This is a genomic window from Klebsiella sp. 1SOBk5mer (assembly GCF_046603115.1).
Taxonomy (GTDB): Bacteria; Pseudomonadota; Gammaproteobacteria; order Enterobacterales; family Enterobacteriaceae; genus Klebsiella; species Klebsiella quasipneumoniae.
This window is the reverse complement of sequence record NZ_JBKIUU010000018.1, coordinates 58,740-83,056: the sequence shown is the minus strand read 5'-3', so window position 1 is coordinate 83,056 and position 24,317 is coordinate 58,740. Positions and strand designations below refer to the sequence as shown.

The following is a 24,317-nucleotide window of genomic DNA, read 5'->3' as shown; positions in this document are numbered from 1 at the left end:
CACGCCTTATCCGGCCTACAACGACTGAACCCGCAGAAACATTTATCCGCTCCGCTATTCCAGCCGCCAGCTCAGTCTGTAGGCCCGCGCAAGCGCAGCGCCGCCGGGCAATGACCGCCGGCACGAAGCCGCCTTTATGCCGGATAGCGGCTCACGCCTTGCCCGGCCGACAACAACTGAACCCGCAGAAACATTTATCCGCTCCGCTATTCCAGCCGCCAGCTCAGTCTGTAGGCCCGCGCAAGCGCAGCGCCGCCGGGCAATGACCGCCAGTACGAAGCCGCCTTTATGCCGGATGGCGGCTCAAACCTTATCCGGCCGACAACGACTGAACCCGCAGAAGCATTTATCCGCTCCGCTATTCCAGCCGCCAGCTCAGCACCGGCCAGCCATATCCGGCACCGGCCGCCTGCAGCTGCGGACAGGGATTGACCAGCCGCACGCGATCCGCATGCAGGCACAGCGGCAGATCGTTAACGGAATCGGTGTAAAAAGTCACCTCGCCGTCATACTGCGGATGCGCCTCGCGCCACTGCGCCAGACGCGCCACCTTCCCTTGCTGATAGCTGGGGATCCCGGCAATCTCCCCGCTGTAGCCGCCGTCGACCATCGCCACGTCAATGCCCAGCGCCTGCTCAATCTCCAGCGCGGCGGCCACCGCCTGCACCAGCAGGCTAACCGAGGCGGAGATAATCAGCATCTGCTCCCCCTCGGCCCGCAGACGACGAATCAGTTCCCACGCCTGCGGATAGACCCGGGGCAGGATCGCCTCACGCACGCAGCGGGCCACCAGCGCGTCTACGTCCGATTTCGGTATTCCGGCCAGCGGCGCCTGGATCAGGGCCACATAATCGGCGATATTCATCTCTCCCCGGTCATAATCCGCCATCAGCCGCGCCTCGCGGGCAAGATACCCCTTCTGCGTCGCCAGCCCTTCGCGAACCATAAACTGGCTCCAGATCGTACTGCTATCGCCCTGTATCAGGGTGTTATCGAGATCGAAAATCGTCAGCGTGTTGCCCATGGTACCTTCCCTTACTGGTCAAAATAAGCTGCCGGGAGCATGCGTAAAAAAGATGACAGGAAAATGAACCGGACGCCACCGCGCCCGGCTCGCCGTCAGCCGGCGCGGACCTTGCCGGTGCGGAACACCAGCACAATCCCGCCGACGATCGCCACCATACCGACCATCGCCGCCGCCGGCAGACGATTGCCCAGCAGCAGATAATCCAGCAGCGCCGTGATCGCTGGCACCAGATAAAAGAGGCTGGTGACATTGACGATATTCCCCGCGCTCAGCAGACGGTACAGCAGCAGCTGGGCGACCACCGAAATCAGCAGCCCGAGAAACAGCACCGGAATAATCAACCCGGCGTTAACGGTAAACCGGAAGCCGCTGACCGGGGCGATCAACAGGCACAGCCCCAGACTAACGGCATACTGCAGCGGCAGGACATCCGCCGGCGACTGGCGGCTGCGCTTTTGCCACAGCGCGCCAAAGGTCATCAGCAGCAGAGCCGCCAGCGCAAACAGGATCCCTGTCATCGCCATGGGCGACGCCGCCAGGCTGCGCCATACCAGCAACACCAGCCCCGCCAGGGCAATCAGCAGCCCCAGCAGCCGCCGCCCCTGCAGGCGGCGCTCCACCACGCAAAGCGTGAGGATGGGCTGGATCCCCATGATGGTGGCGATAAGCCCCGGCGTCACGCCGTTGGCCATCGCCTCGAAGTAACAGACCGAATAGCCGCCAATCAGCATCAGGCCGGTGGCCGCTGTCTGCAGGCGAGTGCCCGGCGCGGGCAGCCAGCGTCGACGGGCGATGGCCAGCGGCGCCAGCGCTGCCAGGGCAACCAGAAAACGAAAGACCAGCAGCGCCATCGGCGAGGCGTTGTCCAGTCCCCAGCGGGTGAAAATGGCCGCGCTGCCCCACAGCAGCACAAAGGTGGCCGTTGTCGCCTGCGAGGCGAGCAGAGAATAGCGAACGTGCATAGCATGCTCCCGAACGTCAAACACAAGGTATCAAGCGTCATACCGGCAGGTAAGCGCCTGGAAAGACGGCGTTAAGCGCCGAAAACAACCCGGTCTGGAGGGGGAGGCGGTGGGCAGAGCGTGGCGAAGCAATAATGAGGCGCAGACGTCATCCACCCCGCGTCGAAAGCGGCGCCGGGTAAAGTCTCGGTGGCGATGGCGTTATGCGTCATGGAATGCCTCGTGAGATGTTGATGACAGAATCCTGGCACAGGCTGTTGCGAAGTGACAACTGCCCTTTATGGCTGATCCATCCCATCGTTGTTTATTTTTAATCGTAAATAAACGTAAAGGCGGCATCAACTTATTTAGCCGTTCTTTTTAATCGGCTATAAAACAAAGCAGTCTGCTTGCTACTTCGAAAATAACGATATGAAGCCAAAACTGAAGCATGCTCTCTTGTTAATTCCTTTTTTGTTGTTGGCAGGATGCTCCTCCTCACCGAAACAGGCAAAACACACAAAATCTCATGCGGATATGACCATTGACGGCGGATCGGACGATCTGATCCCGGTGGTGGCGGCCCTGCATGACCAGATGCACACCTGGCAGGGAACCCCCTATGAATGGGGCGGGACTGAACAAAGCGGCGTCGACTGCTCGGGTTTCGTCTGGCGCACGCTGAAGGATCGCTTTAACCTGCCGATGGAGCGGATCACCACCCGCGAGCTGCTGCACATGGGCGTGCGGGTCGATAAGCGTGATTTACGTCCCGGCGATCTGGTCTTCTTCCGCACCCGGGCCGGCATGCACGTCGGCTTTTACGATACCGATCATAATTTCCTTCACGCCTCGAGCAGCCAGGGCGTGATGCGCTCTTCGCTGGACAACCCTTACTGGGAATCGGCGTTCTATCAGGCGCGTCGTCTGCCGAAGGAGTATAACGCGCAGATCACCATGAACAGCGACACCCTGCATCTGGCGAAGAATCGCCGCTAAAAAAAAGCCGCAGCCTGGGCTGCGGCGGGTGGTTCTGAAGTTGATCAGAACTGGTAGGTCATGCCCAGCGCGACGATGTCGTCATCGTTGATGCCGAGTTTGTTATCGCTTTTCAGCTGGTTGATTTTGTAATCCACGAAGGCGTTCATGTTTTTGTTGAAGTAGTAGGTCAGGCCCACGTCAATGTAGTTAACCAGATCTTCGCTCCCCACCCCTTCGATATCCTTCCCTTTCGACAGCACATAGCCGAGGGACGGACGCAGACCGAAGTCGAACTGGTACTGCGCCACCGCTTCAAAGTTTTGCGCCTTGTTGGCAAAGCCGCCGCTGATCGGGGTCATCTTGCGGGTTTCAGAGTACATGGTCGCCAGATAGATGTTGTTGGCGTCATATTTCAGGCCGGTCGCCCAGGCTTCCGCTTTCGAACCCTGGCCGCGGGCCAGCAGGTTCTGATCGTTGGTACGGTCGGAGCTGGTGTAGGCCGCGCTGACGGCGAAGTCGCTGCCGCCGAAGTCATAGCTTAACGAGGTGCCGACGCCGTCGCCGTTCTGTTTCTTCGCTTCACGGCCTTCGTTTTTACCCTGGTACTGCAGGGTCATATCCAGGCCATCCACCAGACCGAAGAAGTCGGTGTTGCGGTAGGTCGCCAGACCGCTGGCGCGCTTGGTCATAAAGTTATCGGTCTGAGCAGAGGAATCGCCGCCGAATTCCGGGAACATATCGGTCCAGGCTTCCACGTCGTACAGGGCGCCAAGGTTACGACCGTAGTCGAAGGAGCCGTAGTTCTTCAGCTTCAGCCCGGCAAACGCCAGACGAGTCTTCTGGCTGGAGTCGCTCTCGGTTTTGTTACCGGAGAATTCAGATTCCCAACGGCCATAGCCGGTCAGGTCTTCGTTAATCTGCGTTTCGCCTTTAATACCGAAACGCACGTAGGTCTGATCGCCATCCTTGCTGTCATAGTCGCTGAAGTAATGCATGGCTTTTATCTTGCCGTACACATCCAGCTTGTTCGCGTTCTTATTATAAACTTCCGCTGCCTGCGTCGCCGTTGAAGCCACAAAGCCCATCATCATTAATGCCAGAGTACTCTTTTTCATTATTCAGTCCTGGTGATTTATTTATACGCGCTATTCAATTGCGGGCGCTCGCCCATCAAAAACAGGAGGTTTTTTAACGCCGCGAGATTAAATATTTATGACAAGGTGGAACTTTTTATAAAAAAGCGTATTTAAATGTATCTGACATATTTTTGTCATACTCCCTCTCCAGAATGCCCGATCCCGCGCAATAAAATGGCGCGCCCGCCGCCCCGGGTGTTGGCAAGCGGGCCGACTCCTGCTACAACATCAGCTCGATATCGATATTCCTTTTGAACGGCAGAGAATCATGAGTGAAAGCCAGACGCTGGTGGTAAAACTGGGCACCAGTGTTTTAACAGGCGGGTCCCGTCGCCTGAACCGCGCCCATATCGTCGAGCTCGTGCGCCAGTGCGCACAGCTGCACGCCATGGGACACCGTATTGTCATCGTGACCTCCGGGGCCATTGCCGCCGGGCGCGAGCACCTTGGTTACCCGGAACTGCCCGCCACCATCGCCTCCAAGCAGTTGCTGGCGGCGGTGGGACAAAGCCGTCTGATCCAGCTGTGGGAACAGCTGTTTTCTATCTATGGCATTCACGTTGGCCAGATGCTGCTGACCCGCGCCGACATTGAAGACAGAGAACGGTTCCTCAACGCCCGCGACACCCTGCGCGCCCTGCTGGATAACAGCATCGTCCCGGTCATTAACGAAAATGACGCCGTCGCCACCGCGGAAATCAAAGTGGGCGATAACGACAATCTCTCCGCGCTGGCCGCGATCCTCGCCGGGGCGGATAAGCTGCTGCTGTTAACCGACCAGCCTGGCCTGTTCACCGCCGACCCGCGCAGCAACCCGCAGGCGGAGCTGATTAAAGACGTCTACGGCATCGACGACGCGCTGCGCGCCATCGCCGGCGACAGCGTCTCCGGTCTCGGCACCGGCGGCATGGGCACCAAGCTGCAGGCCGCGGACGTCGCCTGCCGCGCGGGGATTGATACTATTATCGCCGCCGGCAACCGCCCGGACGTCATCGGCCACGCGATGGAAGGCCTGCCGGTAGGCACCTGCTTCCACGCGCAGGAGTCTCCGCTGGAGAACCGTAAGCGCTGGATCTTCGGCGCCCCGCCGGCCGGTGAACTCACCGTCGATGCGGGCGCGACCCAGGCGATCCTCGAACGAGGCAGCTCGCTGCTGCCAAAAGGCATCAAAATCGTCAGCGGCAACTTCTCCCGCGGCGAAGTGATCCGCATCCGCAATAGCGAAGGACGCGATATCGCGCACGGCGTCAGCCGCTACAACAGCGACGCGCTGCGCCTTATCGCCGGCCAGCACTCGCAGCAAATCGATGCCATTCTGGGCTACGAATACGGCCCGGTGGCCGTCCACCGCGATGATATGATCATCCGTTAAGGAGCTGAAAATGCTGGAACAAATGGGCATTGCCGCCAAAGCGGCCTCCTGGCAGCTGGCGTTACTCTCCAGCCGGGAAAAGAACCAGGTACTGGAAAAGATCGCCGATTATCTGGAAGCGCAGACCGACGATATTCTGCGCGCCAACGCGGAAGATTTAGCGGAAGCTCGCGCCAATGGTCTGAGTGAAGCGATGCTCGATCGCCTTGCGCTGACCCCGGCGCGTCTGAGCGGCATCGCCAGCGATGTGCGCCAGGTGTGCAATCTGGCCGACCCGGTCGGCCAGGTGATCGACGGCGGGCTGCTGGACAGCGGTCTGCGTATTGAACGTCGCCGCGTCCCGCTGGGGGTGATTGGCGTGATTTATGAAGCGCGTCCCAACGTGACGGTCGACGTCGCCTCCCTGTGTCTGAAAACCGGTAACGCGGCGATCCTGCGCGGCGGGAAAGAGACCTGGCGCACCAACGCCGCCACGGTGAAGGTGATCCAGCAGGCGCTGCAGGAGTGCGGTCTGCCGGCCGCCGCGGTACAGGCTATCGAGAGCCCGGATCGCGCGCTGGTGGGGGAAATGCTGAAGATGGATAAATACATCGATATGCTGATCCCCCGCGGCGGCGCGGGCCTGCACAAGCTGTGCCGCGAGCAGTCAACGATCCCGGTGATCACCGGTGGGATTGGCGTGTGCCATATCTTCGTTGATGAAACCGCCGAGATCGCCCCTGCGCTGAAGATCATCGTCAACGCCAAGACCCAGCGGCCGAGCACCTGCAATACCGTGGAAACGCTGCTGGTACACCGCAACATCGCCGACACCTTCCTGCCGGCGTTAAGCAAGCAGATGGCCGAGAGCGGCGTCACCCTGCACGCCGCCCCCTCCGCCCTGCCCGCGCTGCAAAACGGCCCAGCGAAGGTCGAGCCGGTGAAAGCGGAGCAGTATGACGACGAGTATCTGTCGCTGGATCTGAACGTCAAAGTGGTGGCCGATATGGATGAGGCTATCGCCCATATCCGCGAGCATGGCACCCAGCACTCCGACGCCATCCTGACCCGTACCCTGCGTAACGCCAACCGCTTTATCAATGAAGTGGACTCTTCCGCGGTCTACGTGAACGCCTCCACCCGCTTCACCGACGGCGGCCAGTTCGGCCTCGGCGCGGAGGTGGCGGTCAGCACCCAGAAGCTGCACGCCCGCGGCCCGATGGGGCTGGAAGCGTTAACCACCTATAAGTGGATTGGTTTCGGCGACGATACCATTCGTGCGTAAATGAGAACGGGCGATGCAAAAATAGGCAGTTGATTCCACTGACTATTGACGCATCGCCCGCTAAGTTCTAACCTTTTGCCTCGTGATTCACGCTCGTGAACACCTCTTGCAGGGCCGATATAGCTCAGTTGGTAGAGCAGCGCATTCGTAATGCGAAGGTCGTAGGTTCGACTCCTATTATCGGCACTCACACAACAAAATCCTTTAAAAATAATGACTTGAGACGATTGTCGTTCTCAAGGTACAGTCTTTTTTTAAGGGATTCTATGACCAACAGTTGCCGCTATGGTTAACAGTGGCTATTCAGGGATGTTAGCACGTAGCGGCCTGTAGTTGTAAAGCTCGAACAGGTACAAAGCGTGAACAGTCCACACGAACCGCTATCAACTCGAAGCTGATGACGCCGCCAACGTCTCTAAACCATCCCGAAACAGATTGATCACACGCATTTAAGCCCGATGTGTGGCCCCATGAGCCACGTAAACAGGTGAATAGTGGTAAACGTACCTGCACACGATATGCAGGCTCTGCCAGCGCTTCGCTCACGCTCCGAAAGGTACACGAGCACCCTGATAAGGTGTGATCTCTCTGTACATTAATGTAGTCGCCTAACGGCTCCGCTTGTCTCCTTACCACTTACGGGGCTTTATGGCTCCTATTGTTCAAATTTTTGAAGTTCTATGATTACCTATACGAAGCGGCAACTGTATAATCCTTGATACTTTCAGATCTTACTGGTGACTGATATGGCTGATGAAGAATCTACTAATAGCAAAGTTGCAGATGTAGCGAATGCAGTTGCAGCAGTGGCAAAGGAAGTTCCGATTTATCAGGATGCGCTTCAGCCAGCGGCACAGGAGATTGGTAAAGCCCTTGGAACCGTAGCAAAACTTGTCAATGTCGCTTTAGCACCAGTGAGTGGTTTAGTATGGGGATATGAACAGATTCGCGATTTTACTGCCACTAAGGTTGCTGAAAAACTCAAGGATGTTCCCCCTGAGAAAATTGTAACTCCTTCCCCGAATGTTGCGGGTCCTGCAATAGAGGCTCTGAGATATACAGGTCATGAGGAATCGTTGAGCGAAATGTATGCTTCATTGCTAGCCACTGCTATGAATGAAGATACAATACAAAAGGCCCACCCCGCATTTGTGGATATCATAAAACAGCTGACTCCTGATGAAGCAAAGATAGTGCGCGGTTTCACTGCAAGCCAAACCATAAACCCTCTTATTTCGATCAAGGCTTCAAGCCCTAACAAGACCATTTCTGATGGACACCAAATCGTCCTAAGAAACTTTTCGCAAATTGGCCAAAGAGCAGGCTGCGAACATATACACCTTGTCCCAGCATATTTAGATAATTTAGTAAGGATGGGGTTGTGTGAAATTCCTGAAGGTATGGCATATAGTAGTGATACTTGGTATTCACCGTTAATCAACCATCCTGAAATTCTTTCGAAGATTGAAGAAATGAGACATTTCAATCGACAAACCGAAATAAAAAAGTCTGTATTAACGATCACTGACTTTGGCCGACAATTTGCGCTAGCATGTTGCCCCCCTGTGGTGGTGCATATTCAAGCAACGGCACAGTAGTTTAATCATGAGTTTATAAGATCTCCTTAGTACAGCGGTATTACTTTTCGTTGTCCAAGGTATCGAACGTTTTTGAGAAAGGGCAGGATTGCGAGCGAGTCACCAGCGTAAACAGATAAATGCTGTTTTCGTAAGTGCAAAGCCGTTTCCCGCCCTGTAACTCTTGTTCATCGGGGCTGCTCATGGTTATTTTTCCTGCATGAGCCGCCAATGGAAGAAAGATAAGTATTCCAACAATGATTCTATTCATCCTTCACCTTCAAAATTTTAATCATGAATGAGCTGCACGCAAAAAACATTATCAAGCCTCCGAGTAAGGCGACCACAATCTGGGCATCTTTATCACCCTCAAAATATCTGAGGACTTGTATTAAGGCATAGATGGTAATCCAAGAAGAAATAACTGGTACTGAAATCATCGTAACGATTTTTAGAGCCAGCAGAGGCCTTTGTATTGCCCGAATGATCAGACCAATAGTGATAGCTAACACTATGAGTGAAAGCAACGCATGTCCGAAGGAACTTAATGGATACATTTAATCCTTGTCTCTGTGCATGAACTGACTTTTTCTCACTTAAGTTTACATTCTTAAGCTTAAAATATCTCTTGGTCTATTGGTGATCTGTTGAGCTAAGTGATTCGCACCCTAATAATTTCATGGGATCTGTGGCGAATATCATAGCGCTGTCACAGAGTTACACTGCTTTGCTTGTGTTGCAATTTGCCTCGCTTTATTACAACAGGCGAAACGCTGTCTTTTTGTAGTAAAAAGCCTTGCTTTAAAGTAATACATTGTTGTAATTTAATCCATATGGGCATTTTGCAACATTATGATAAGGGGATGAGATGGCGAACATTGGTTACATCAGGGTATCGACAACACAGCAGCACACAGATCGCCAGTTGGCAGGCGTGGTACTCGATAAGGTCTTTGAAGATAAGGCTTCAGGAAAGAACACGCAGCGTCCACAGTTTGAAGCGATGATGAACTACATCCGTGAAGGAGATGTTTTGCATGTTCACAGCATTGATCGACTTTGCCGTAACACTGCTGACCTACTGGCAACGGTTGAGCGGTTAACAGAACGTGGTGTGGTTGTTCAGTTCCACAAAGAGGATTTTAAGACCGGGAAGAACTCTCCGGCAGGTAATATGATGCTGACCGTCCTGGCAGCAGTCGCACAGATGGAACGTGAAACGATGCTGGAGCGCCAGCGGGAAGGTTACGAAGCAGCAAAAGCCGCAGGCAGGATCACCGGACGGGGCAAAGGTCGCTCTATTGACCGTGAAGCCATTAAAGCAGAACTCGCAGCAGGGAAAACCATTCGTGCTATCGCAAAAAGCCACAACGTGAGCACCAGAACGGTCATGAACATTAAGGCCGAAGCCTGATCTATCTTCTCACATCCTCCCTTTGACCTCGCTCCGGCGGGGTTTTTTATTGTCTGAAATCCACACCAGCTCAAGCAGTCCCACCAATAGCCCCGTATGCTCCACCAGAAGCGCGTTGTGGCGTTATCCCCCACCGGATGTAAACTAACAGATCAATAATCCACGACATCCCACAGCGCGATACAGGAGCCACCAGAGGGTATCTTTTTAGGTTTTTTGGGTGTGATTTTTATTTTTTATGAAAAAGTGGTTTAGAAAGGGTGTGAGGTTTAGCACCAACATGAGCGGCAGAATTGACGCACTCAGTATTGACGAGGCTTCGCTGCATACCTTACACCAGAGTGATCACAACATCTGTACACTGTCCAACACACCAGGCGGGGTATTACGAGGCATTTTCTATGATTTAACAGGCACTTAATTGCGATTAACACGATTTATTCACAACAGGTATTGACTTCCTTTCTGGAAAGTGTATCTTGGCGGTCCTTTTCTTTCTTCTTCAAACGCGAGGTAAACTCTAGATCCTCTATGGATCACCACATAACCGCTGTTAGAACTGCGGATGAGTCGATGACCATGATGATATTCATTTATCGTGAGGTTATCGGATTGAGTGTGGTCAGGAGTTTATCATCGATGCCGCAGTTTCTGCCGTTCCCTGAACTCCTCACCATACAATACTATGCCACAACTCTATCAGCGTCGGTTTAACTGTTACGGGAGAATGCAGGGTGTCTTCTGTCAGAGGGGAGGGGGGGTATGGTCACAGTGAACCCAGGGTAGGGTCTGTATGAACTGGTGGTGGGTCCACAGTGAACCCAGGGTAGGGTCTGTATGAACTGCAATAAGAACACCATAAAACCAACAATAAAAACACTCATAAAATCTTTAAAACAAAGGTCAAGGTCTGGAATAGACATGCGTCTATTTTGTTGGGGGTGTTAAAGGAGTGATGTCTTATCGCTCCGCTCTGAATGGCTCTGCCACTTCAGATATCTGTGTGGGTAATAGGTTATAGCGATAGCGTAAACTGACACGCCACCGCATACCCTATAACCCTCGTTAGCCCATCGCTTACGCTCTGTGACTCGGGTACCCGACAGGCTACGCCAACAGCGTTACACGCTGCTATGTGTGGGAGACAAGCGCGAGCGCGTCAGTACAATGTGAACGGAGCCGATTGGCGACAGGGACAAGCTTGTTTACCCGATCTACTCCGGGGCGGCGCGAGCATTCATTGATATCGTTCATTAACGGCCCTGTAGTGCTCTCTGTCGCGTTCTGAGCGTCTTTCTCCTGTTGCTGGTGACTTTTTGTGCCGCTTCGCTTGCAGCGTTGAAACTGGAGCCTCTGACGGCGTTTTATGATAAAGGGATTGACAAATAGAATCGTCCCATGTAAGGTTGCTGGGTGTTGACATATAACACTGCCACTAATGCGCCTTTAAAATGATAAATGAGATTGACAATTATTCTCATTTGGTATAAAATATACATTATCGATTGAGGTGACTCAATGCAATGAACTGATTTTAACTACAAAAGGAGAACAAATGGGAAAACCTGCCAAATTTGATTATACACAGGATGCACAATCTATCGCATGGGCCGTATTAAACGGCGTTACATCTATCCAAAACCTTCACGCTTTTCGTAATCGTGTACCCGGCGGCGCAAGGCAGGCCGACAGGATTTATCCGGAGACGCGCGAAGCACTTCGATTAATTGGTGAGGAGCGTAAAAAGGCGCGTGATTGTAAAGCCTTCAAGGATCTTATCCGTCCGTTTTCCCAGAAATACGCCGCAGGGGAAACACTGACAGAGATTTTAGCCCCCGTGCTGAAGGGCTATCGCCAGATGTATCTTGAAAAGCTGGGTCTCGACCTTACTTATGAGCAGATAACCTTGTTGCTAATCGCTACGGATGGTGTGGAACAACTCGAAAAGTACGGTTATAGCGTAATCGGTGATTTTCCAACCGCTACAACTACCCGCCACTAATACCAATTCGGCGCGTCGCCGAACAGACCAGATAGCCGCAAACACGGCAAACCATACGAATAAATGCAGGCACAAAGCTAGCCAGAACCCTGATCGTTAATCCACGATTGCAGGGGCGTATTCCCATATCTGACAGACAGGAGAAAAGATGCATGAACATTTCGTTCCCGGATGAGACCTACCGCGCATTGCTGAAAGAGGCGAACCGGCGCGACATGCCAATGGCGAAATTATGCAGCGAATTGCTGCAAACGGCAGCAAAAATAATTGAAAAGAGCAAAACAGATAACCAGCGAGGATATAATGACGACCGAGAACGTAGAAACTAAAATTTACAAATCACTACCGCAGCCGAACGAAGACAAACCAATCACGGTTGATACATTTTCCCCCTGTCCGGTTCTACTTTCTCGAATCCGTGAATTTAATGGGGTAAAAATCGACATTAATATTGTCGCAGTATACGGCTACCTTCTGGGGTGGAAGAAAACCACTGGGCGAGTAACGGTATCAATCCCTCGGATCAGTGATGATTGCGCGGGGATCTCAGAATCTACGGTGAAACGTGCTCGTAAAGCACTTAAAAAAATGGGATGGATAGATTGGAAAACAATCCCTGACGAGGGCAAGAGCAACACTTCTCACTGTATCTATACCGTCAAAGATCCCGATGACATACTGGCTGAACTCAACGCTGGATTGTCACAGCAGGGTGATGCAGTAGTTACCATCGCAAAAAAACAAAAAGTTAAAACCGAAGAGAGCGGTAAGAGTGAGCAGAAACGTGATGTGGAATCTTTCGTGGTGGAATCTGCCGCGCCTGTTGCTGGAAAACCAGACGGTGTACCTGCTGTGGATATTCCTGTCGATGTTGATTTATCCGGTAGTGATGATCCATTACTGAGTGATTCAACCGGGAGAAATGTCGTTGAGTTCCCGCGAAATGGTAGACCCAAACCTAGTTTTAAATTTGTAGCCCCAGATGATGACGACCACGAGCAAATCCATCAGGGGCAGGAAACCTTTATTGAGCCAGATGTTTGCTGCGAACCACCGCCGGAAGAAATTGACGCAGCGGTAGCTTATGTGATGGAGGAATAATTGTGTGAACACGTTAGCGGTGAACTGACCGCAGATGAAGAACAAAAGCTATCTCGCCTTTTCTCCGTCCTGGAGAATCCGACATACAAATCCCGGTCCAAACCATCCGACCTGGAAACACAACGTAAAGCACGTTTGCTATTGAATCGTGGATTTTCACTGCAAATTGTCGCAAATACACTAGATCTTCCGTTTGCTGAAGTCTGGCGGCTCGCACGTCAAAAACAAGCGGTGACCTGGGCGATGATGACACCGACAGCCCGGACAGAATTTGTCCATGAAATGTGGGTTAGCAAAATGCATCCTGAGCAGATCCGCAAGCGTTGCGATGGTCTGTCATACGTAAGCCTTCGATATTACCTTCACAATGCAGGGATCACTGACGCTGAAATGTTGGGGTACTACCCTGACGTGTTCGCGAATATCTGCAAACTGCCGACTGTGAAGAAGAAGCGCACTAAGCGTAAATCCAAATAATCCCACATCGGGAGCCAATGAACTTTGAAGCAATCTTTTCTTACCTGCCCGTTGTCTGGCTGGCGTATCGCTGCGTCTGTGATGGGCTGATCCTACTTTGGAGACACCTTAAAAATGACCACAATAAAAGACCGGATTTTCGCCGCAATGCATGGCATGACACCGGAGGAATACGAACTTCAAAAAGCGCGGGACAATCTGAAGAGCGTCACCGATAACTTTCTTGATCAACATCCGGAGTTGCTCAAATCAGCCCCAGCTGAAACACCCACGGGTAAACGGGGCGAAGCCCTCTCGCCAATGCGAGACACCTTTGGTGCTGAACAACGGATTATAAAATCGTTGGGTGCTGATAGCCGTCCGGTTGTCTCACATACCGCTGACCACATCGATCCTGAAATGCTGGAGAAAGCTAAAGCAGCGGCTGCTGCACTCGCAAAATCCGATCCTGGTCGTTACGGCAATATCATCAAGCAGCAGGGGGTGTAATGAGTAGTGGAGCAACCAACAAGATAGTGACGAGCACCGTCAATATCGTAAGCTGGGAAATTTCCCGCTCTAGTTACGAAGCAGCGAAGAAGAAAATTCTGTCACTTCAGCAATTAACTACCAAACCCGCTAAAGCGCTGGAGCAAGCTCAGAAGCGAACCGCCCAGAGTGAGGGTAAATCGGCTCTTGAAGCAGCCCGCGCTCAAACACAGCGCCTCAAAATGGCTCAAAAGCTTTCGCTAGAGCAACAACGCCAGGCCCAAGCCCAGGCAAAGATCGCAAAACAGGAAGAGGCTCACGCCCGGAAAATGCAGGCTCTTAACGCCAGAGGGCAGGCTCAACAATTGGCAGATAGTGAACAGATCCGGAGACAAAACGCCCGTTTAGCCAATATATCCGCAAAAGTGCAGGCCGCAGCCAGATCACGAGCGATGACCTACAACCCTAACATGGGCGGTCAACATTACGATCCTGGTCTTGTTTCCCGTCAGACTGACGCAATGAACCGTGGACACGGCGCTGTTGCTGCTGACATCGCAGCCACCAAAAAGGCGATGGCCCTGGAGGAGAAGCGCCAGCGTGAGAAAGAGGCAGGCCTTAAGCGTGAGGTGACTTATTACAACAGTTTGCGCCGTAGCGCTCTGACTCTGGCAAACGTGAACGGCGCTGACGTTGCTACCCGGTACAAAGCCATCAGTGCAGCAAAAGAGGCACTTAAAGCCCAGAAAGAAGAGCGCTATACGGTTGAAGAGACCCGCTTCGAAATGGCTCGTATCACCACAGAATTACGCAAGCAGGCCCGCCTGCAACAGCGTATTACCCGTGAGCAGAAAGCCGCTGGCGTTTGTGCTGGTCGTGTACGCACAGAAAGCCGTGGTGGGAGAGCAGGTCTTGCTGCCGCTGGTGTTATTGGTGGTGCGTCCTTAGTAGGTAGTATGGGCGTTTCTCGTGTTGGTCAGACCCTTCAGGGAAGCCTTGAGCGTTCTCGCGATGTGAAAAAACTCCAGCAGTACGGGATCAGCAACCTTGAGTTTGCTGCACTTCAGGATCTGGCTATGAGCCGTGTCGGCTACTCACTGAGTGCTGATAAATTAAGCGATCTAAATAAAGATACACTCGAAAGGTCTGGGGAATTGCTGAACACCGGCTCTTTCAAACGTAACAAGAAAACTGGACAGGTGAATTTCAGCGGCGGTGGCGAGTTCGCAGATATCATCAACAACGTGCTGACCTCCACCAACGGCAACCAGAAGGTAGCCCAAAAGGTGATCGGTGAACTCCAAAAATTGGACTTTCCGACCTTTATCACTTACCTGAAACAGTTGCAGAAGACTTTCAAATGGACAGACAACCAGACCCGGCACCTGGCTGAGGCTGTGAATGATGGTTCGGTCTTCCTCGAAGTGTTCAACGATGAGGGGCAGGGACTTATCCAGCGTATGCATCAACTCGCTTCTGAAGGATGGACCCTATCTGATGCACAGCAGGCCAACCTTGATAAACTGGCAGCTTTGGGTGCTGAGTACAACCGAGTACAAACCAGTCTTGCGGATCACTTCTCAGCCTCGTTTGTTGAAGGCCTGGGGCAGTACGCTGCCAATACTGACACTCTACGTCAGAATATGACTGGACTGATCCCAATTTCCGATGCCCTCGGCGTTGCCCTTGGTGAGCTAACCACCAACATTCTCTCCTTCGCTGGTCGAGTTGGTGAACAACTCAAGAAAGGTGCGACACTGCCGGATGCGGTTTATACGAGCGTGGTAGATGACTCCGCAAATGGTGCTGCCGATTGGATTAAGGAAAAGACCGGCTTTGATCCACGTAGCATCGGTCAGACGCTTAAGCAGATTTACCCGTGGCTGGATAGTTCAGCACCGAGCAATATTGGCTCAGGCACGGCGTATAACGATCCAGCGCTAGCGTTGAATGTTCCTGGTTTCAACTCAATACAACCCCAGCAACCAACGTTCACGGTTCCGACAATTGACAGCATGACTCAGCGACAGCCGATTCCTGTTGCGGTCACTGGCGAAGCTGAGATTAAACTCTCACCGCTTGATATTAACGTGAATGACGGCGCTATTAACGGTCTGATTGATACAAAGCTGAGGGACTACGAACAGGCCCAAAACAACCTTATTCTTGCGGTTGCGGAGGGATAATATATAGGGCGGCGAATCTGCCGCTCATATATCAAATTTATCGAGAAGTCAACATTTCCCGTGAAATTTGTTGCAAAAGAAATAGTCCCGTGTTAAAATAATATACAAGGTGAATTACAACAGCCAAATGTATTTTTCCCTTTCTCCTTACTTAAAGTGCCTGTGTGAACACCGTGCGGGCCTTTTCTCATACAGCCAATATCCGCACCCTCTCACGGTAAGGTTAGGCCATTGCCGCTGGCTGTATCAGAAAAGATTTCCACCCAAGGTGGATTTGCCAAGTCCTGTCCTCCTCGACAGGCCGTCTTGTCAGACGAAAACTGGCATTGAGTGCGGCAGCGAAGATATGAGGTCTCCCGCTGCTGTGCTCCCTCATTCCTAAAGCGTGACCCACCGATCATGCTTTCCAAATATCTCCATCAGAAAACTACTGACCTACACCAGGCGGGATATTCTCGCCTTGGTCTTTTTTATCGCTGGTAGCGATTTGACAGAGTCAAACCTGATAACGGGTATTTTCTGCTGGAACACGAAGTTAAGAAGGTCGCCTTTGTGCGGCCTCTTTTATAGCTGAAGCAAATTTCGGCAAATCTGCCGAATAACAATAACTGCCTGCCGTGCAGGTTAACGGTAAACCGTTAATCGCCCTGGCGACTAACTGTATGGAGAAAAATATGCCGTTCGAATACGAAAGTAAAACCCCACAGAGTGTATTGGTTTATACCCAAGATCCTGTATTTCACAAACGAGAAGTGATCCTTGATCTGGCTGCTGATGTGACTTGTGGTGATGTGATCAACCCGACCACTGGCGCGGCATACGTTGCTGCCGATGCTGATAACTGTGCTGTAGCTCTGCAAAACCAAATTGCAGGTGATGCCCGTAGCCTGGTCATTTCAGACCGTGGCTGTGTGTTCAATCCATCTGGTCTGGTTGTAGCTGCCGCTGCAAAAGATGCTGCTTACGCTGCCCTTGTTAAGCAAGGCAACCGCATTGCTGACGCAAACACCGCAATCTAATCAAGGAGTGATAACAATATGAAATTAAGTGATTTTACTAACCTTTCCGGTCAGTTCGTGAAGCCAAGCGGCGAGGGGTTCCTTCTGTCCAGCCTAGGGATCTTTACCAGCCGTCCAAGTGATACGCAAATCATCGCGCTCGACACACTGGAAGATGTGCAGCGTGAAGTGACCAAATCTGTTGCCCGTTATGGCTCGGAAATGTCGGGTCTAAACTTCCCTAAAGCGGCTAACGTGACCGTTCAGGCTCCACTGCATGTCTACAGTTCAACCATCACCAGCCAGGATTGGCAGGGGAAACGTCAGCCGGGAACAAATCGCCAGATGACCGCTGAAGATGTAGTTGCTAATCATACCCTGAAGCACTACCTGCAAACCCGCCGTGATGTTGAATATGCCATGGCGCAGAGCCTGCTTCACAATACTGTAGAGGCGACACATCTACGCGAAGGCCCTGATCTGAACTGGCAAACCTTCTGGGGCATTAGCCAGCCAACAACAACCGTGAAGACTGGCACCAGTGCCAACGTTATTACTGAGATGCAGAATGCTGTCACTCTGCTGAAGAAAAATCTGGGTGGTTGGTCTTCCAGCATTAAGCAGGTTTATCTGCTAGCTTCACCTTCGTTATTCGCCGCTATTCAGGCGAACCCAACCGCATATCAGGCAGCATTATTCCAAGCCACGTCCCGCGATATCATTTTCCCTGACACTTTGGGTGCATATGACCGATATAACATTGGGCGCGTAACCGTGGTACAGGTAGATGACCCGCTGTACGGCATTGCAGATGGTGAAGGCTACATGCTGGCGACATTCTCCAACATCGTAGAAGGTGACCTGTCTCCGTATATGACTTACCAGACTCCGGCGAGCCGTCATGCTGAAGTTGCTAATGGTCCGGTTTATCCGTCTTACCATTACGTTCTGCGTGATAAGTTCATGAACTATGAGGTGGTCAGCGAGTTATCACAGATTCAAATCCCAATGCGTCCGGACTTCGTTCTGAAGGTCACTATGGACGACGCAGCGTAAGACAGCGGATTTTGGGGGCGCATTGCCCCCGCTGCTGGCGAGGCTAACGGTGCGAAGCACTCTCGCTATTGCGAGACACCTTCGGTGCTGGAGGCAAAGAAGAGGAGATACATATGAAATTAGCTTTGATCGGTACTGGCAACATGCCGTTGATGCAGTGGATTTTAGACGGGACCAATGACGATGCGATTATTAACATGTCCGCTTTGGCCCGTCGGCTCGGCTGTAGTCGTTCCAGCCTGTTGGACCGCATCCACACGCATGGATTCGACAGCGCAGTAAGGTACTACCTCAGCGAGAAACGAAAGAAGAACATTAACTAACCGGACGGGAAACCGCCCGGTTTTTTTTGTGTCTGTGAACTATCCCGCTATGGATAAACGCCCCAAATCATGTAATCGTTTTATCCTCTGGATGTAATGATTGAACTTAAAAAGGATAGTGACATGACAACTTGTAGAATATGCGGAATGTTGTATGACCCTTCTGATGCGGATGACAAGAAGTACCATGCGGCAGAGCATAAAAAGCTGGCTTCAGGTATACAGCCACGTAAAGTCCGAGATTTTTCTAAGGCTTTCGGCTGGGCTGTTGCTCATAACGACGGCGGTGTTGAGCGGCTCAAGAATGAAGATCCAGAACTTGGAAAATTGGTTGTTGTTTACTCATGGTGGAACCGCGCTCTTCAAAACGGTGTTCCTCAGAAAGATTTTGATGCTTACATGAATGCACACTTAGCCTTTGCTGACTCTTTGGTTAGCCGCGAAGGAGAAGTTGAGGCTCGCGCTGGTATCGCGAAATGGGGAAGATACGACGGGTAGTTTTTTTACCATAAGTGATCACCATAGTTTGCCGCCATTAAGATGGCGGCAATGTAATACTAAGGACAAAATTCATAACCCACCAATTCCACATACTCCGATAGTTCCTTCATCCCTGGCCCTTTGCTGTAGGTTCTGAAACTCTCCGTTTTCCCCCTCTCATGGCCCACAATCAAAGCGATCCTGTCCTCTGGTACACCTTCCCGATCAAGCTGGCTGATGAACATTCCTCGCAGACTATGAAACACCTTCCGTTCCGTGCCTTTCTCACCCAACGCTTTACGCTTAGCTCGTGTAAATCGCTGTGTGTGCCACGTTGAGCGCTTGCCGTCTGCACGTTCTGTGATGCTGGCATGGTAGAACAGAAAGCCGTTGTGGTTGTTCTGGATAAGCCGTTTAACGAGAGCGAATAGCCTGCTATGGATAGGAACCAACCGCGCCGCATTGCGTGTCTTACCTTCCGTCACCTCGAAACACCATACCCCCTCAACGGTTTTGATATTGCTGATTTGCAGAGAGCAGATTTCGTTAAGGCGCATACCGCTATACATTCCCACTATCGCAACGGCTTTCATCTCTTCATCAAGCATCGCATACACCTTAGCCAGTTCGTCACCGCTAAAGGGTTCGTAGCTTTCTCGATCATGGCGCACGTCCAGTTTGTGGCCCGTGAATACATTGGCTTTCGGTGCGTCGTGATAGCGGTTTTGGGCTTGTGCCACTAGTTGGGACAGACAGCCAAGATAATTCGCCAGTGTCTGGCTGGCTTTCTCCTGCTTGGCGCTGTCTAACCAATCGGTGACCATAGTCCTGTTGATTTCCTGCAACTGGAAATCCTTACGCCGGAAATGAGCCGTGAAGACCTCCACCGCCTTAATGTACTTGCTCAGGGTAGACAGCTTGCGCCTGTCACTGTGTTGGACAATAAATTCATCCCGCAGTTGAACAAGGGAGGGACACACACGAGCCGTGGCGAAGTCTATCCCATTATTTTGGCTTACATGCTGGTTGATAGAGCGCAGTTCCACCAGGACGCGATCGACACTGTTACGTTGGGGTTTTGGCTTGAGTCGGTCTCTGATAGCAAAAAATTCGTGCATGACTTTGTCACGAATGATTCGGGCTTCCCTGATATCTGCCGTGCCAGTTGTACGCATGAATGCTGTTCGATTCCCAAAAAGGGAACGCATATAAGGCGGAATAGTGACCTTGACGGAGTACACCGAAGAGTTTTCTTTAACAAGGTACGCATTAGGCTTGTATTTCATCTTTCCCCCGATCTAATATTCAGGGGCAACTGTGATCAGTTGTGTCAGTTTTGCCTTTCAGGAGCAGCGCATACGGTTCGAAGAATCAATGACTTGTGAAACACGTCATTGGAATCGAAGGTCGTAGGTTCGACTCCTATTATCGGCACCATTTCAAACGCTTTCCAAGTAAACCGAAATCTATTAAACCCAAGAATATTGCGCTTTGTAGCCCGGTTCTTATCTTCCGTTATCCACTGGATTCAACCGAAATCAAGCACCTATTGGGGGCATAAGTGGTGGCATTCTGTGTTCGGTCCAGGTAGATGCCCCCAATGAAGCTAAATGTACGACAGGTAGACGCCGCTAAACCCAGAGAGAAAGCCTACAAGCTGGCAGAGGGTGCTGGTTTGTATCTTGAAGTCGTTCCCTCTGGTTCCCGATACTGGTAGATGAAATATCGCTTCAATGGAAAAGAGAAGCGTATGGCTTTTGGGGTCTATCCGGCAGTGTCCCTTGCACAAGCGAGGGCATTACGTGATGAAGCCAAGAAAAAGCTGGCCGAGGGCATCGATCCGTCTTTCGCCAAGAAAGAAGAAAAGCTGGTTCGCGATGTGCGGCTCAACAACACGTTTCAGGCGGTGGCGATTGAATGGCACGGAACGAAGGTGAGCCGATGATCAGAAGGCTATGCCTCTGACATTATTGAAGCTTTCAATAAATATATTTTCCCCTATATCGGCCAGCAGCCTGTGAATGAAATCAAACCGCTAGTTCTACTGAATGTGCTACGTCGAATGGAAAGCCGTGGCGCGACAGAGAAGGCTAAGGAGGTTCGCCAGCGCCGCAGCGAAGTCTTTCGCTACGCCATCGTTACCGGTCGTGCGGAATATAACCCTGCAGCGGATCTAACCAGTGCGATGACAGGGCATGAATCGAAGCATTATCCCTTCCTTACCGTTGAGGAGTTAACAGACTTCTTTAAAGCTCTCTCTGGCTATACAGGCGGCCCGTTAGTTGTTCTTGCCGCACGTTTGCTGATCCTTACGGGAGTTCGTACAGGCGAGCTCCGAGGTGCTTTCTGGAGTGAATTTGATCTTGAAAAAGCGGTGTGGGAAATCCCCGCAGAGCGTATGAAGATGAAACGGCCTCACCTTGTCCCCCTATCTACCCAAGCGCTGGAAATCGTACAGCAGCTCAAAGTGATGACTGGGCAATATCCACTGGTATTCCCAAGGCGTAATGATCCCCGTAAGACGATGAGTACGATTTTGCATGAGAAAGGGTTCAATACGGCAGGGATTGAAACCCAGCTGGCTCACGTTGATAAGAATGCGATTCGTGGGACGTATAACCATGCGTAGTATCTGGAAGGGCGAAGAGAGATGATGCAGTGGTATACGGATTATACTAGTACTTTACGAAGGAATTGATTATTACGAGCTTAATGTTTTGAAAGACAGCCTCGAAAAAGATTATTGTCAGTCTGGATGTTTAGGCCGGTATGAGGCCAATATATGCCATCCGCTACAATAGTCGAAAAATCAGAGTAGTAGTGAACATTGCTACAAAATTTGTGCAAAAGCCGAAGCTTGGCCTGCCTACACTTCGATGCTATTTTCAACAAAACTAAATAAGGGAGGTAAGTATGTTTGAGGCTATCCAGCCACTGGATATATACAATAAGAACATCAACATACTGATTGGCTCAGGCGCTTCAGCAGACTTGTTCCCGACGCTGTCCCTAGCCATCAAGAATGCAGAGGGACGGCGAGAAACGATCGAGACGCTCGCCACACAGTTTGAAAACTCGCCAGAGAAGCGAACCGCGTTATTCATGCACTACTACAACACATGTATTTTTCCAGTGCAGACATTCAATCCAAGTTTCGTTACAACGAATAAAGGAAAAGAAAATCTCAAGAATTATGAGATTTTTTTAACAACCCTTTTGGGGTTGTTGGATAGAAGGAAAGACCTCAACCGCAAAATCAATATTTTTACCACAAACTATGATGGATGCCTGTCCCATACAGCTGACAGCCTTCTCATGAAGGGATCACATGATTTTGTGGTGAATGATGGTACCTCCGGTTTTCACACAAAGCATCTTCATTCCAAAAACTTCAGTACTTTTCATTGTCATACTGGAGTATTTGAACGAAGCAACTATGGCATCCCGCAGCTAAATATTATCCATCTTCACGGTTCGGTTTACTGGTCAAAAAGCGGTGATAAGATTGAAGTCAATTACCGCAATGATTTTAGTAACCTTTTGACAGAAGAGACACTCGGAAATTTAAATGGATATTCCGAATTTCTTGGTGTCGATGGCAACAGAACCGAAGGCATTCCATCCTTGGCATTCAATCAAGACCAGATAGATATTTTCTGGGGGGAGTACAATAAGCTACCTATTGTCAACCCCACTAAGTGGAAGTTTTACGAAACTGTCTTCGAAGAACACTACTACCAGATGCTCAGGCTATTAAGCTATGAGCTTGAAAAACCAAATTCTATACTCATAACGTTTGGCTTTTCGTTTGCTGATGAACACATTCTCAGACTTATCCAACGCTCCCTCTCCAACCCACAACTTCATACTTTTATTTGTTGTTATAGCAACAATAGTGCAAATAGCATGCGGGAAGAATTCAAATCTTGGAAAAACGTCCAAGTAATTGGGCCCGCTGAAGATATGAATATGGACTTCACCAATTTCAATAAATATGTTTTCTCACTCACGCCAGACACTTATGAGCCTCCATTAAAAGCTGAAGAGGAGGATCTGATATGAGTATCATCGTAGGTGAGGTCATTGCAGTGAGTGGAGTGCGTATCTCCCTTCGAATTTTTGAAGACTCCAATCATGAGACTATTTTTTACGGAGGAGTTAAGTACAGAGGTATTTCACTTCGGGAGCACGTATCTATTCAGCGAGGCTTTATAGATATTGTCTGTCTTGTTGAAGGTGAATTTTTGGATGAGAAAAAGCTAGAGACTGATGCCGAGAAGATCCAATATGTACGAAAAGTGGATGTTCGCCCCATTGGTTATATAGTAGATGATAAGTTTTTTGAAGGTGTGAAGTACATGCCGATGATCCGAGACAAGGCATCTCTACTCAGCGAACTTATGGTAGGGAAAATTTATGGGGCGGACGGTAAAACAGGCTTTTTTATTGGCTCCATGCTCAAGGAGAATGTACCCATCAACCTCCCATGGATGCGATTATTCAACAGCCATTTGGGCATATTTGGTAACACCGGGAGTGGTAAATCTAATACGCTAGCTAAACTTTATACTACACTTTTTAATGAGCGACTCCAAGCATTACAGCACAAGAGCCAGTTCGTTATCATAGATTTTAATGGTGAATACACGGAAGATCAGCTACTACCAGCTAAGAATAAGCAAATCACAGTGCTGGACTCTAAAAAAGCAAAGCACAAATTCAAGATTGAAGGTGCTCATTTTTGGGATATCGAAACCCTAAGCCTCTTGTTTCAGGCAACTACGAACACACAACAGCCATTTCTGCGTCGCGTTCTATCTGGTAAGGGAAAATTTAAAACTACGCCACTCAAAAGGTATGTAGAAAAGGTTTTTGAAAAAGTTTTTAGTACAGGTGAAGCGAAATCAGATGCTTTGGATTTGAGTCGTGAAATTGCACGCATGATTGACTGCGAATTGCTTCAAGATCATTTAAAAGGAATTATTTATTACAATAAAGATAAGTATTTTAAGCATACCAGCGGCACGTACTATAATTCAAATGGCAATGGATTTGACGCGAATATCAAACCCATTATTGATGAGAGTGTTAATTTAGATGGAATTGATCAATTCGACGAACTAATATTGCGGTGCTACCTCCAACTCTGTTCAGATGTTGTATTTGGCTATGCCCAATACGAACACATTCAACCGGTGCTAGCTAGGGCCAAGTCATCTATATCGGCTCTGCGTAATGTTCTTGAAATCGTTGATGTGCCACAGCCTCCGCATCTCTTACATGTCATATCTTTAAAGAAATGCAAGAATGAGATAAAAAAGATCTTGCCACTGCTTGTAGCCAAAAATTTCTAGACAAATCATAAAGATGCAGAGAATCTTAAAAGCCCTCCAAGCCGGACTCTGCATCTTATCATTGATGAGGCACACAATATTTTGTCAGAGCAGTCCACCCGTGAGCATGAAATCTGGAAAGACTACCGGCTTGAACTCTTTGAAGAAATAATTAAGGAGG

The 24,317-nt window shown here is 50.5% G+C and carries 23 protein-coding genes, 1 tRNA gene and 1 pseudogene; 19 read left to right on the top strand and 6 right to left on the bottom strand.

Annotated features, from left to right (window positions below):
• Positions 1–358: 358 nt before the first annotated feature.
• A complete protein-coding gene (locus ACLH1U_RS24515) occupies positions 359–1,024 on the bottom strand; it encodes an HAD family hydrolase (RefSeq protein WP_411299505.1) in 666 nt (221 codons plus the stop codon).
• 95 nt (positions 1,025–1,119) lie between these two features.
• A complete protein-coding gene (locus ACLH1U_RS24510; RefSeq protein ID WP_048296798.1) occupies positions 1,120–1,989 on the bottom strand; it encodes a DMT family transporter in 870 nt (289 codons plus the stop codon).
• Positions 1,990–2,400: 411 nt separating this feature from the next.
• Between ACLH1U_RS24510 and ACLH1U_RS24505 the strand changes: the two genes are divergently transcribed.
• Complete coding sequence (locus ACLH1U_RS24505) at positions 2,401–2,967, top strand: C40 family peptidase (RefSeq protein WP_032426068.1); 567 nt, start codon at positions 2,401–2,403, stop codon at positions 2,965–2,967.
• A gap of 44 nt (positions 2,968–3,011) precedes the next feature.
• On the opposite strand, the gene phoE is transcribed toward ACLH1U_RS24505, so the two are convergent.
• A complete protein-coding gene (gene phoE / locus ACLH1U_RS24500; protein WP_023288537.1) occupies positions 3,012–4,064 on the bottom strand; it encodes a phosphoporin PhoE in 1,053 nt (350 codons plus the stop codon).
• 289 nt (positions 4,065–4,353) lie between these two features.
• On the opposite strand from phoE, the gene proB reads away from it, so the two are divergent.
• The 4 genes from proB to ACLH1U_RS24480 all read left to right on the top strand — a co-directional run bounded on the left by proB (position 4,354) and on the right by ACLH1U_RS24480 (position 8,319).
• Positions 4,354–5,457: a glutamate 5-kinase gene (gene proB, locus ACLH1U_RS24495; protein WP_411299504.1), complete on the top strand. Its 1,104-nt coding sequence runs from the start codon at positions 4,354–4,356 to the stop codon at positions 5,455–5,457.
• Between the two features lie 10 nt (positions 5,458–5,467).
• Entirely contained in the window at positions 5,468–6,721 is a 1,254-nt protein-coding gene (proA, locus tag ACLH1U_RS24490) for a glutamate-5-semialdehyde dehydrogenase (protein ID WP_004147253.1), read from the top strand.
• A gap of 113 nt (positions 6,722–6,834) precedes the next feature.
• A tRNA-Thr gene (locus ACLH1U_RS24485) sits at positions 6,835–6,907 on the top strand.
• Between the two features lie 560 nt (positions 6,908–7,467).
• Complete coding sequence (locus tag ACLH1U_RS24480; RefSeq protein WP_411299503.1) at positions 7,468–8,319, top strand: DUF4393 domain-containing protein; 852 nt, start codon at positions 7,468–7,470, stop codon at positions 8,317–8,319.
• Positions 8,320–8,359: 40 nt separating this feature from the next.
• On the opposite strand, the gene ACLH1U_RS24475 is transcribed toward ACLH1U_RS24480, so the two are convergent.
• The gene (locus ACLH1U_RS24475; RefSeq protein ID WP_411299502.1) at positions 8,360–8,569 is read right to left on the bottom strand and encodes a hypothetical protein; all 210 of its coding nucleotides are present in this window, start codon (positions 8,567–8,569) and stop codon (positions 8,360–8,362) included.
• Positions 8,562–8,855 (bottom strand): hypothetical protein, encoded by a 294-nt coding sequence (locus tag ACLH1U_RS24470; protein ID WP_411299501.1) that lies wholly within the window; start codon positions 8,853–8,855, stop codon positions 8,562–8,564. The genes ACLH1U_RS24475 and ACLH1U_RS24470 overlap by 8 nt, the downstream gene beginning before the upstream one ends.
• A gap of 311 nt (positions 8,856–9,166) precedes the next feature.
• On the opposite strand from ACLH1U_RS24470, the gene ACLH1U_RS24465 reads away from it, so the two are divergent.
• The 11 genes from ACLH1U_RS24465 (at position 9,167) to ACLH1U_RS24415 (ending at position 18,821) form a co-directional block, all read left to right on the top strand.
• Positions 9,167–9,712: a recombinase family protein gene (locus ACLH1U_RS24465; RefSeq protein WP_411299500.1), complete on the top strand. Its 546-nt coding sequence runs from the start codon at positions 9,167–9,169 to the stop codon at positions 9,710–9,712.
• Positions 9,713–11,267: 1,555 nt separating this feature from the next.
• On the top strand, positions 11,268–11,714 hold the full coding sequence (locus ACLH1U_RS24460) for a hypothetical protein (RefSeq protein WP_219939927.1): 447 nt from the start codon (positions 11,268–11,270) through the stop codon (positions 11,712–11,714).
• 152 nt (positions 11,715–11,866) lie between these two features.
• Positions 11,867–12,043, top strand: a complete 177-nt coding sequence (locus ACLH1U_RS24455; protein WP_219939926.1) for a hypothetical protein — start codon at positions 11,867–11,869, stop codon at positions 12,041–12,043.
• Positions 12,018–12,815 (top strand): hypothetical protein, encoded by a 798-nt coding sequence (locus tag ACLH1U_RS24450; RefSeq protein WP_411299499.1) that lies wholly within the window; start codon positions 12,018–12,020, stop codon positions 12,813–12,815. Before ACLH1U_RS24455 ends, ACLH1U_RS24450 begins: the two co-directional genes overlap by 26 nt.
• Positions 12,816–13,292, top strand: a complete 477-nt coding sequence (locus ACLH1U_RS24445; protein ID WP_411299498.1) for a hypothetical protein — start codon at positions 12,816–12,818, stop codon at positions 13,290–13,292.
• Between the two features lie 114 nt (positions 13,293–13,406).
• A complete protein-coding gene (locus ACLH1U_RS24440; protein ID WP_411299497.1) occupies positions 13,407–13,781 on the top strand; it encodes a hypothetical protein in 375 nt (124 codons plus the stop codon).
• Entirely contained in the window at positions 13,781–15,946 is a 2,166-nt protein-coding gene (locus tag ACLH1U_RS24435) for a chemotaxis protein (RefSeq protein WP_411299496.1), read from the top strand. The genes ACLH1U_RS24440 and ACLH1U_RS24435 overlap by 1 nt, the downstream gene beginning before the upstream one ends.
• Positions 15,947–16,608: 662 nt before the next feature.
• On the top strand, positions 16,609–16,965 hold the full coding sequence (locus ACLH1U_RS24430) for a hypothetical protein (RefSeq protein ID WP_411299495.1): 357 nt from the start codon (positions 16,609–16,611) through the stop codon (positions 16,963–16,965).
• 18 nt (positions 16,966–16,983) lie between these two features.
• Positions 16,984–18,000, top strand: a complete 1,017-nt coding sequence (locus ACLH1U_RS24425; RefSeq protein ID WP_023300772.1) for a major capsid protein — start codon at positions 16,984–16,986, stop codon at positions 17,998–18,000.
• 113 nt (positions 18,001–18,113) lie between these two features.
• Positions 18,114–18,323: a hypothetical protein gene (locus tag ACLH1U_RS24420; protein ID WP_411299494.1), complete on the top strand. Its 210-nt coding sequence runs from the start codon at positions 18,114–18,116 to the stop codon at positions 18,321–18,323.
• A gap of 96 nt (positions 18,324–18,419) precedes the next feature.
• Positions 18,420–18,821 carry a C2H2-type zinc finger protein gene (locus ACLH1U_RS24415; RefSeq protein ID WP_232421273.1) on the top strand — a complete coding sequence of 134 codons (402 nt, stop codon included), beginning with the start codon at positions 18,420–18,422 and terminating at the stop codon, positions 18,819–18,821.
• A gap of 59 nt (positions 18,822–18,880) precedes the next feature.
• Here ACLH1U_RS24415 and ACLH1U_RS24410 read toward each other — a convergent pair whose 3' ends face one another.
• Complete coding sequence (locus tag ACLH1U_RS24410; RefSeq protein ID WP_411299493.1) at positions 18,881–20,089, bottom strand: site-specific integrase; 1,209 nt, start codon at positions 20,087–20,089, stop codon at positions 18,881–18,883.
• A gap of 314 nt (positions 20,090–20,403) precedes the next feature.
• Between ACLH1U_RS24410 and ACLH1U_RS24405 the strand changes: the two are divergent.
• The 3 genes and pseudogenes from ACLH1U_RS24405 (at position 20,404) to ACLH1U_RS24395 (ending at position 24,157) form a co-directional block, all read left to right on the top strand.
• A pseudogene (locus tag ACLH1U_RS24405) lies at positions 20,404–21,501 on the top strand (tyrosine-type recombinase/integrase).
• A gap of 215 nt (positions 21,502–21,716) precedes the next feature.
• On the top strand, positions 21,717–22,865 hold the full coding sequence (locus ACLH1U_RS24400) for an SIR2 family protein (protein WP_236948346.1): 1,149 nt from the start codon (positions 21,717–21,719) through the stop codon (positions 22,863–22,865).
• Positions 22,862–24,157: a helicase HerA domain-containing protein gene (locus ACLH1U_RS24395; RefSeq protein WP_411299492.1), complete on the top strand. Its 1,296-nt coding sequence runs from the start codon at positions 22,862–22,864 to the stop codon at positions 24,155–24,157. Before ACLH1U_RS24400 ends, ACLH1U_RS24395 begins: the two co-directional genes overlap by 4 nt.
• Positions 24,158–24,317: the final 160 nt, after the last annotated feature.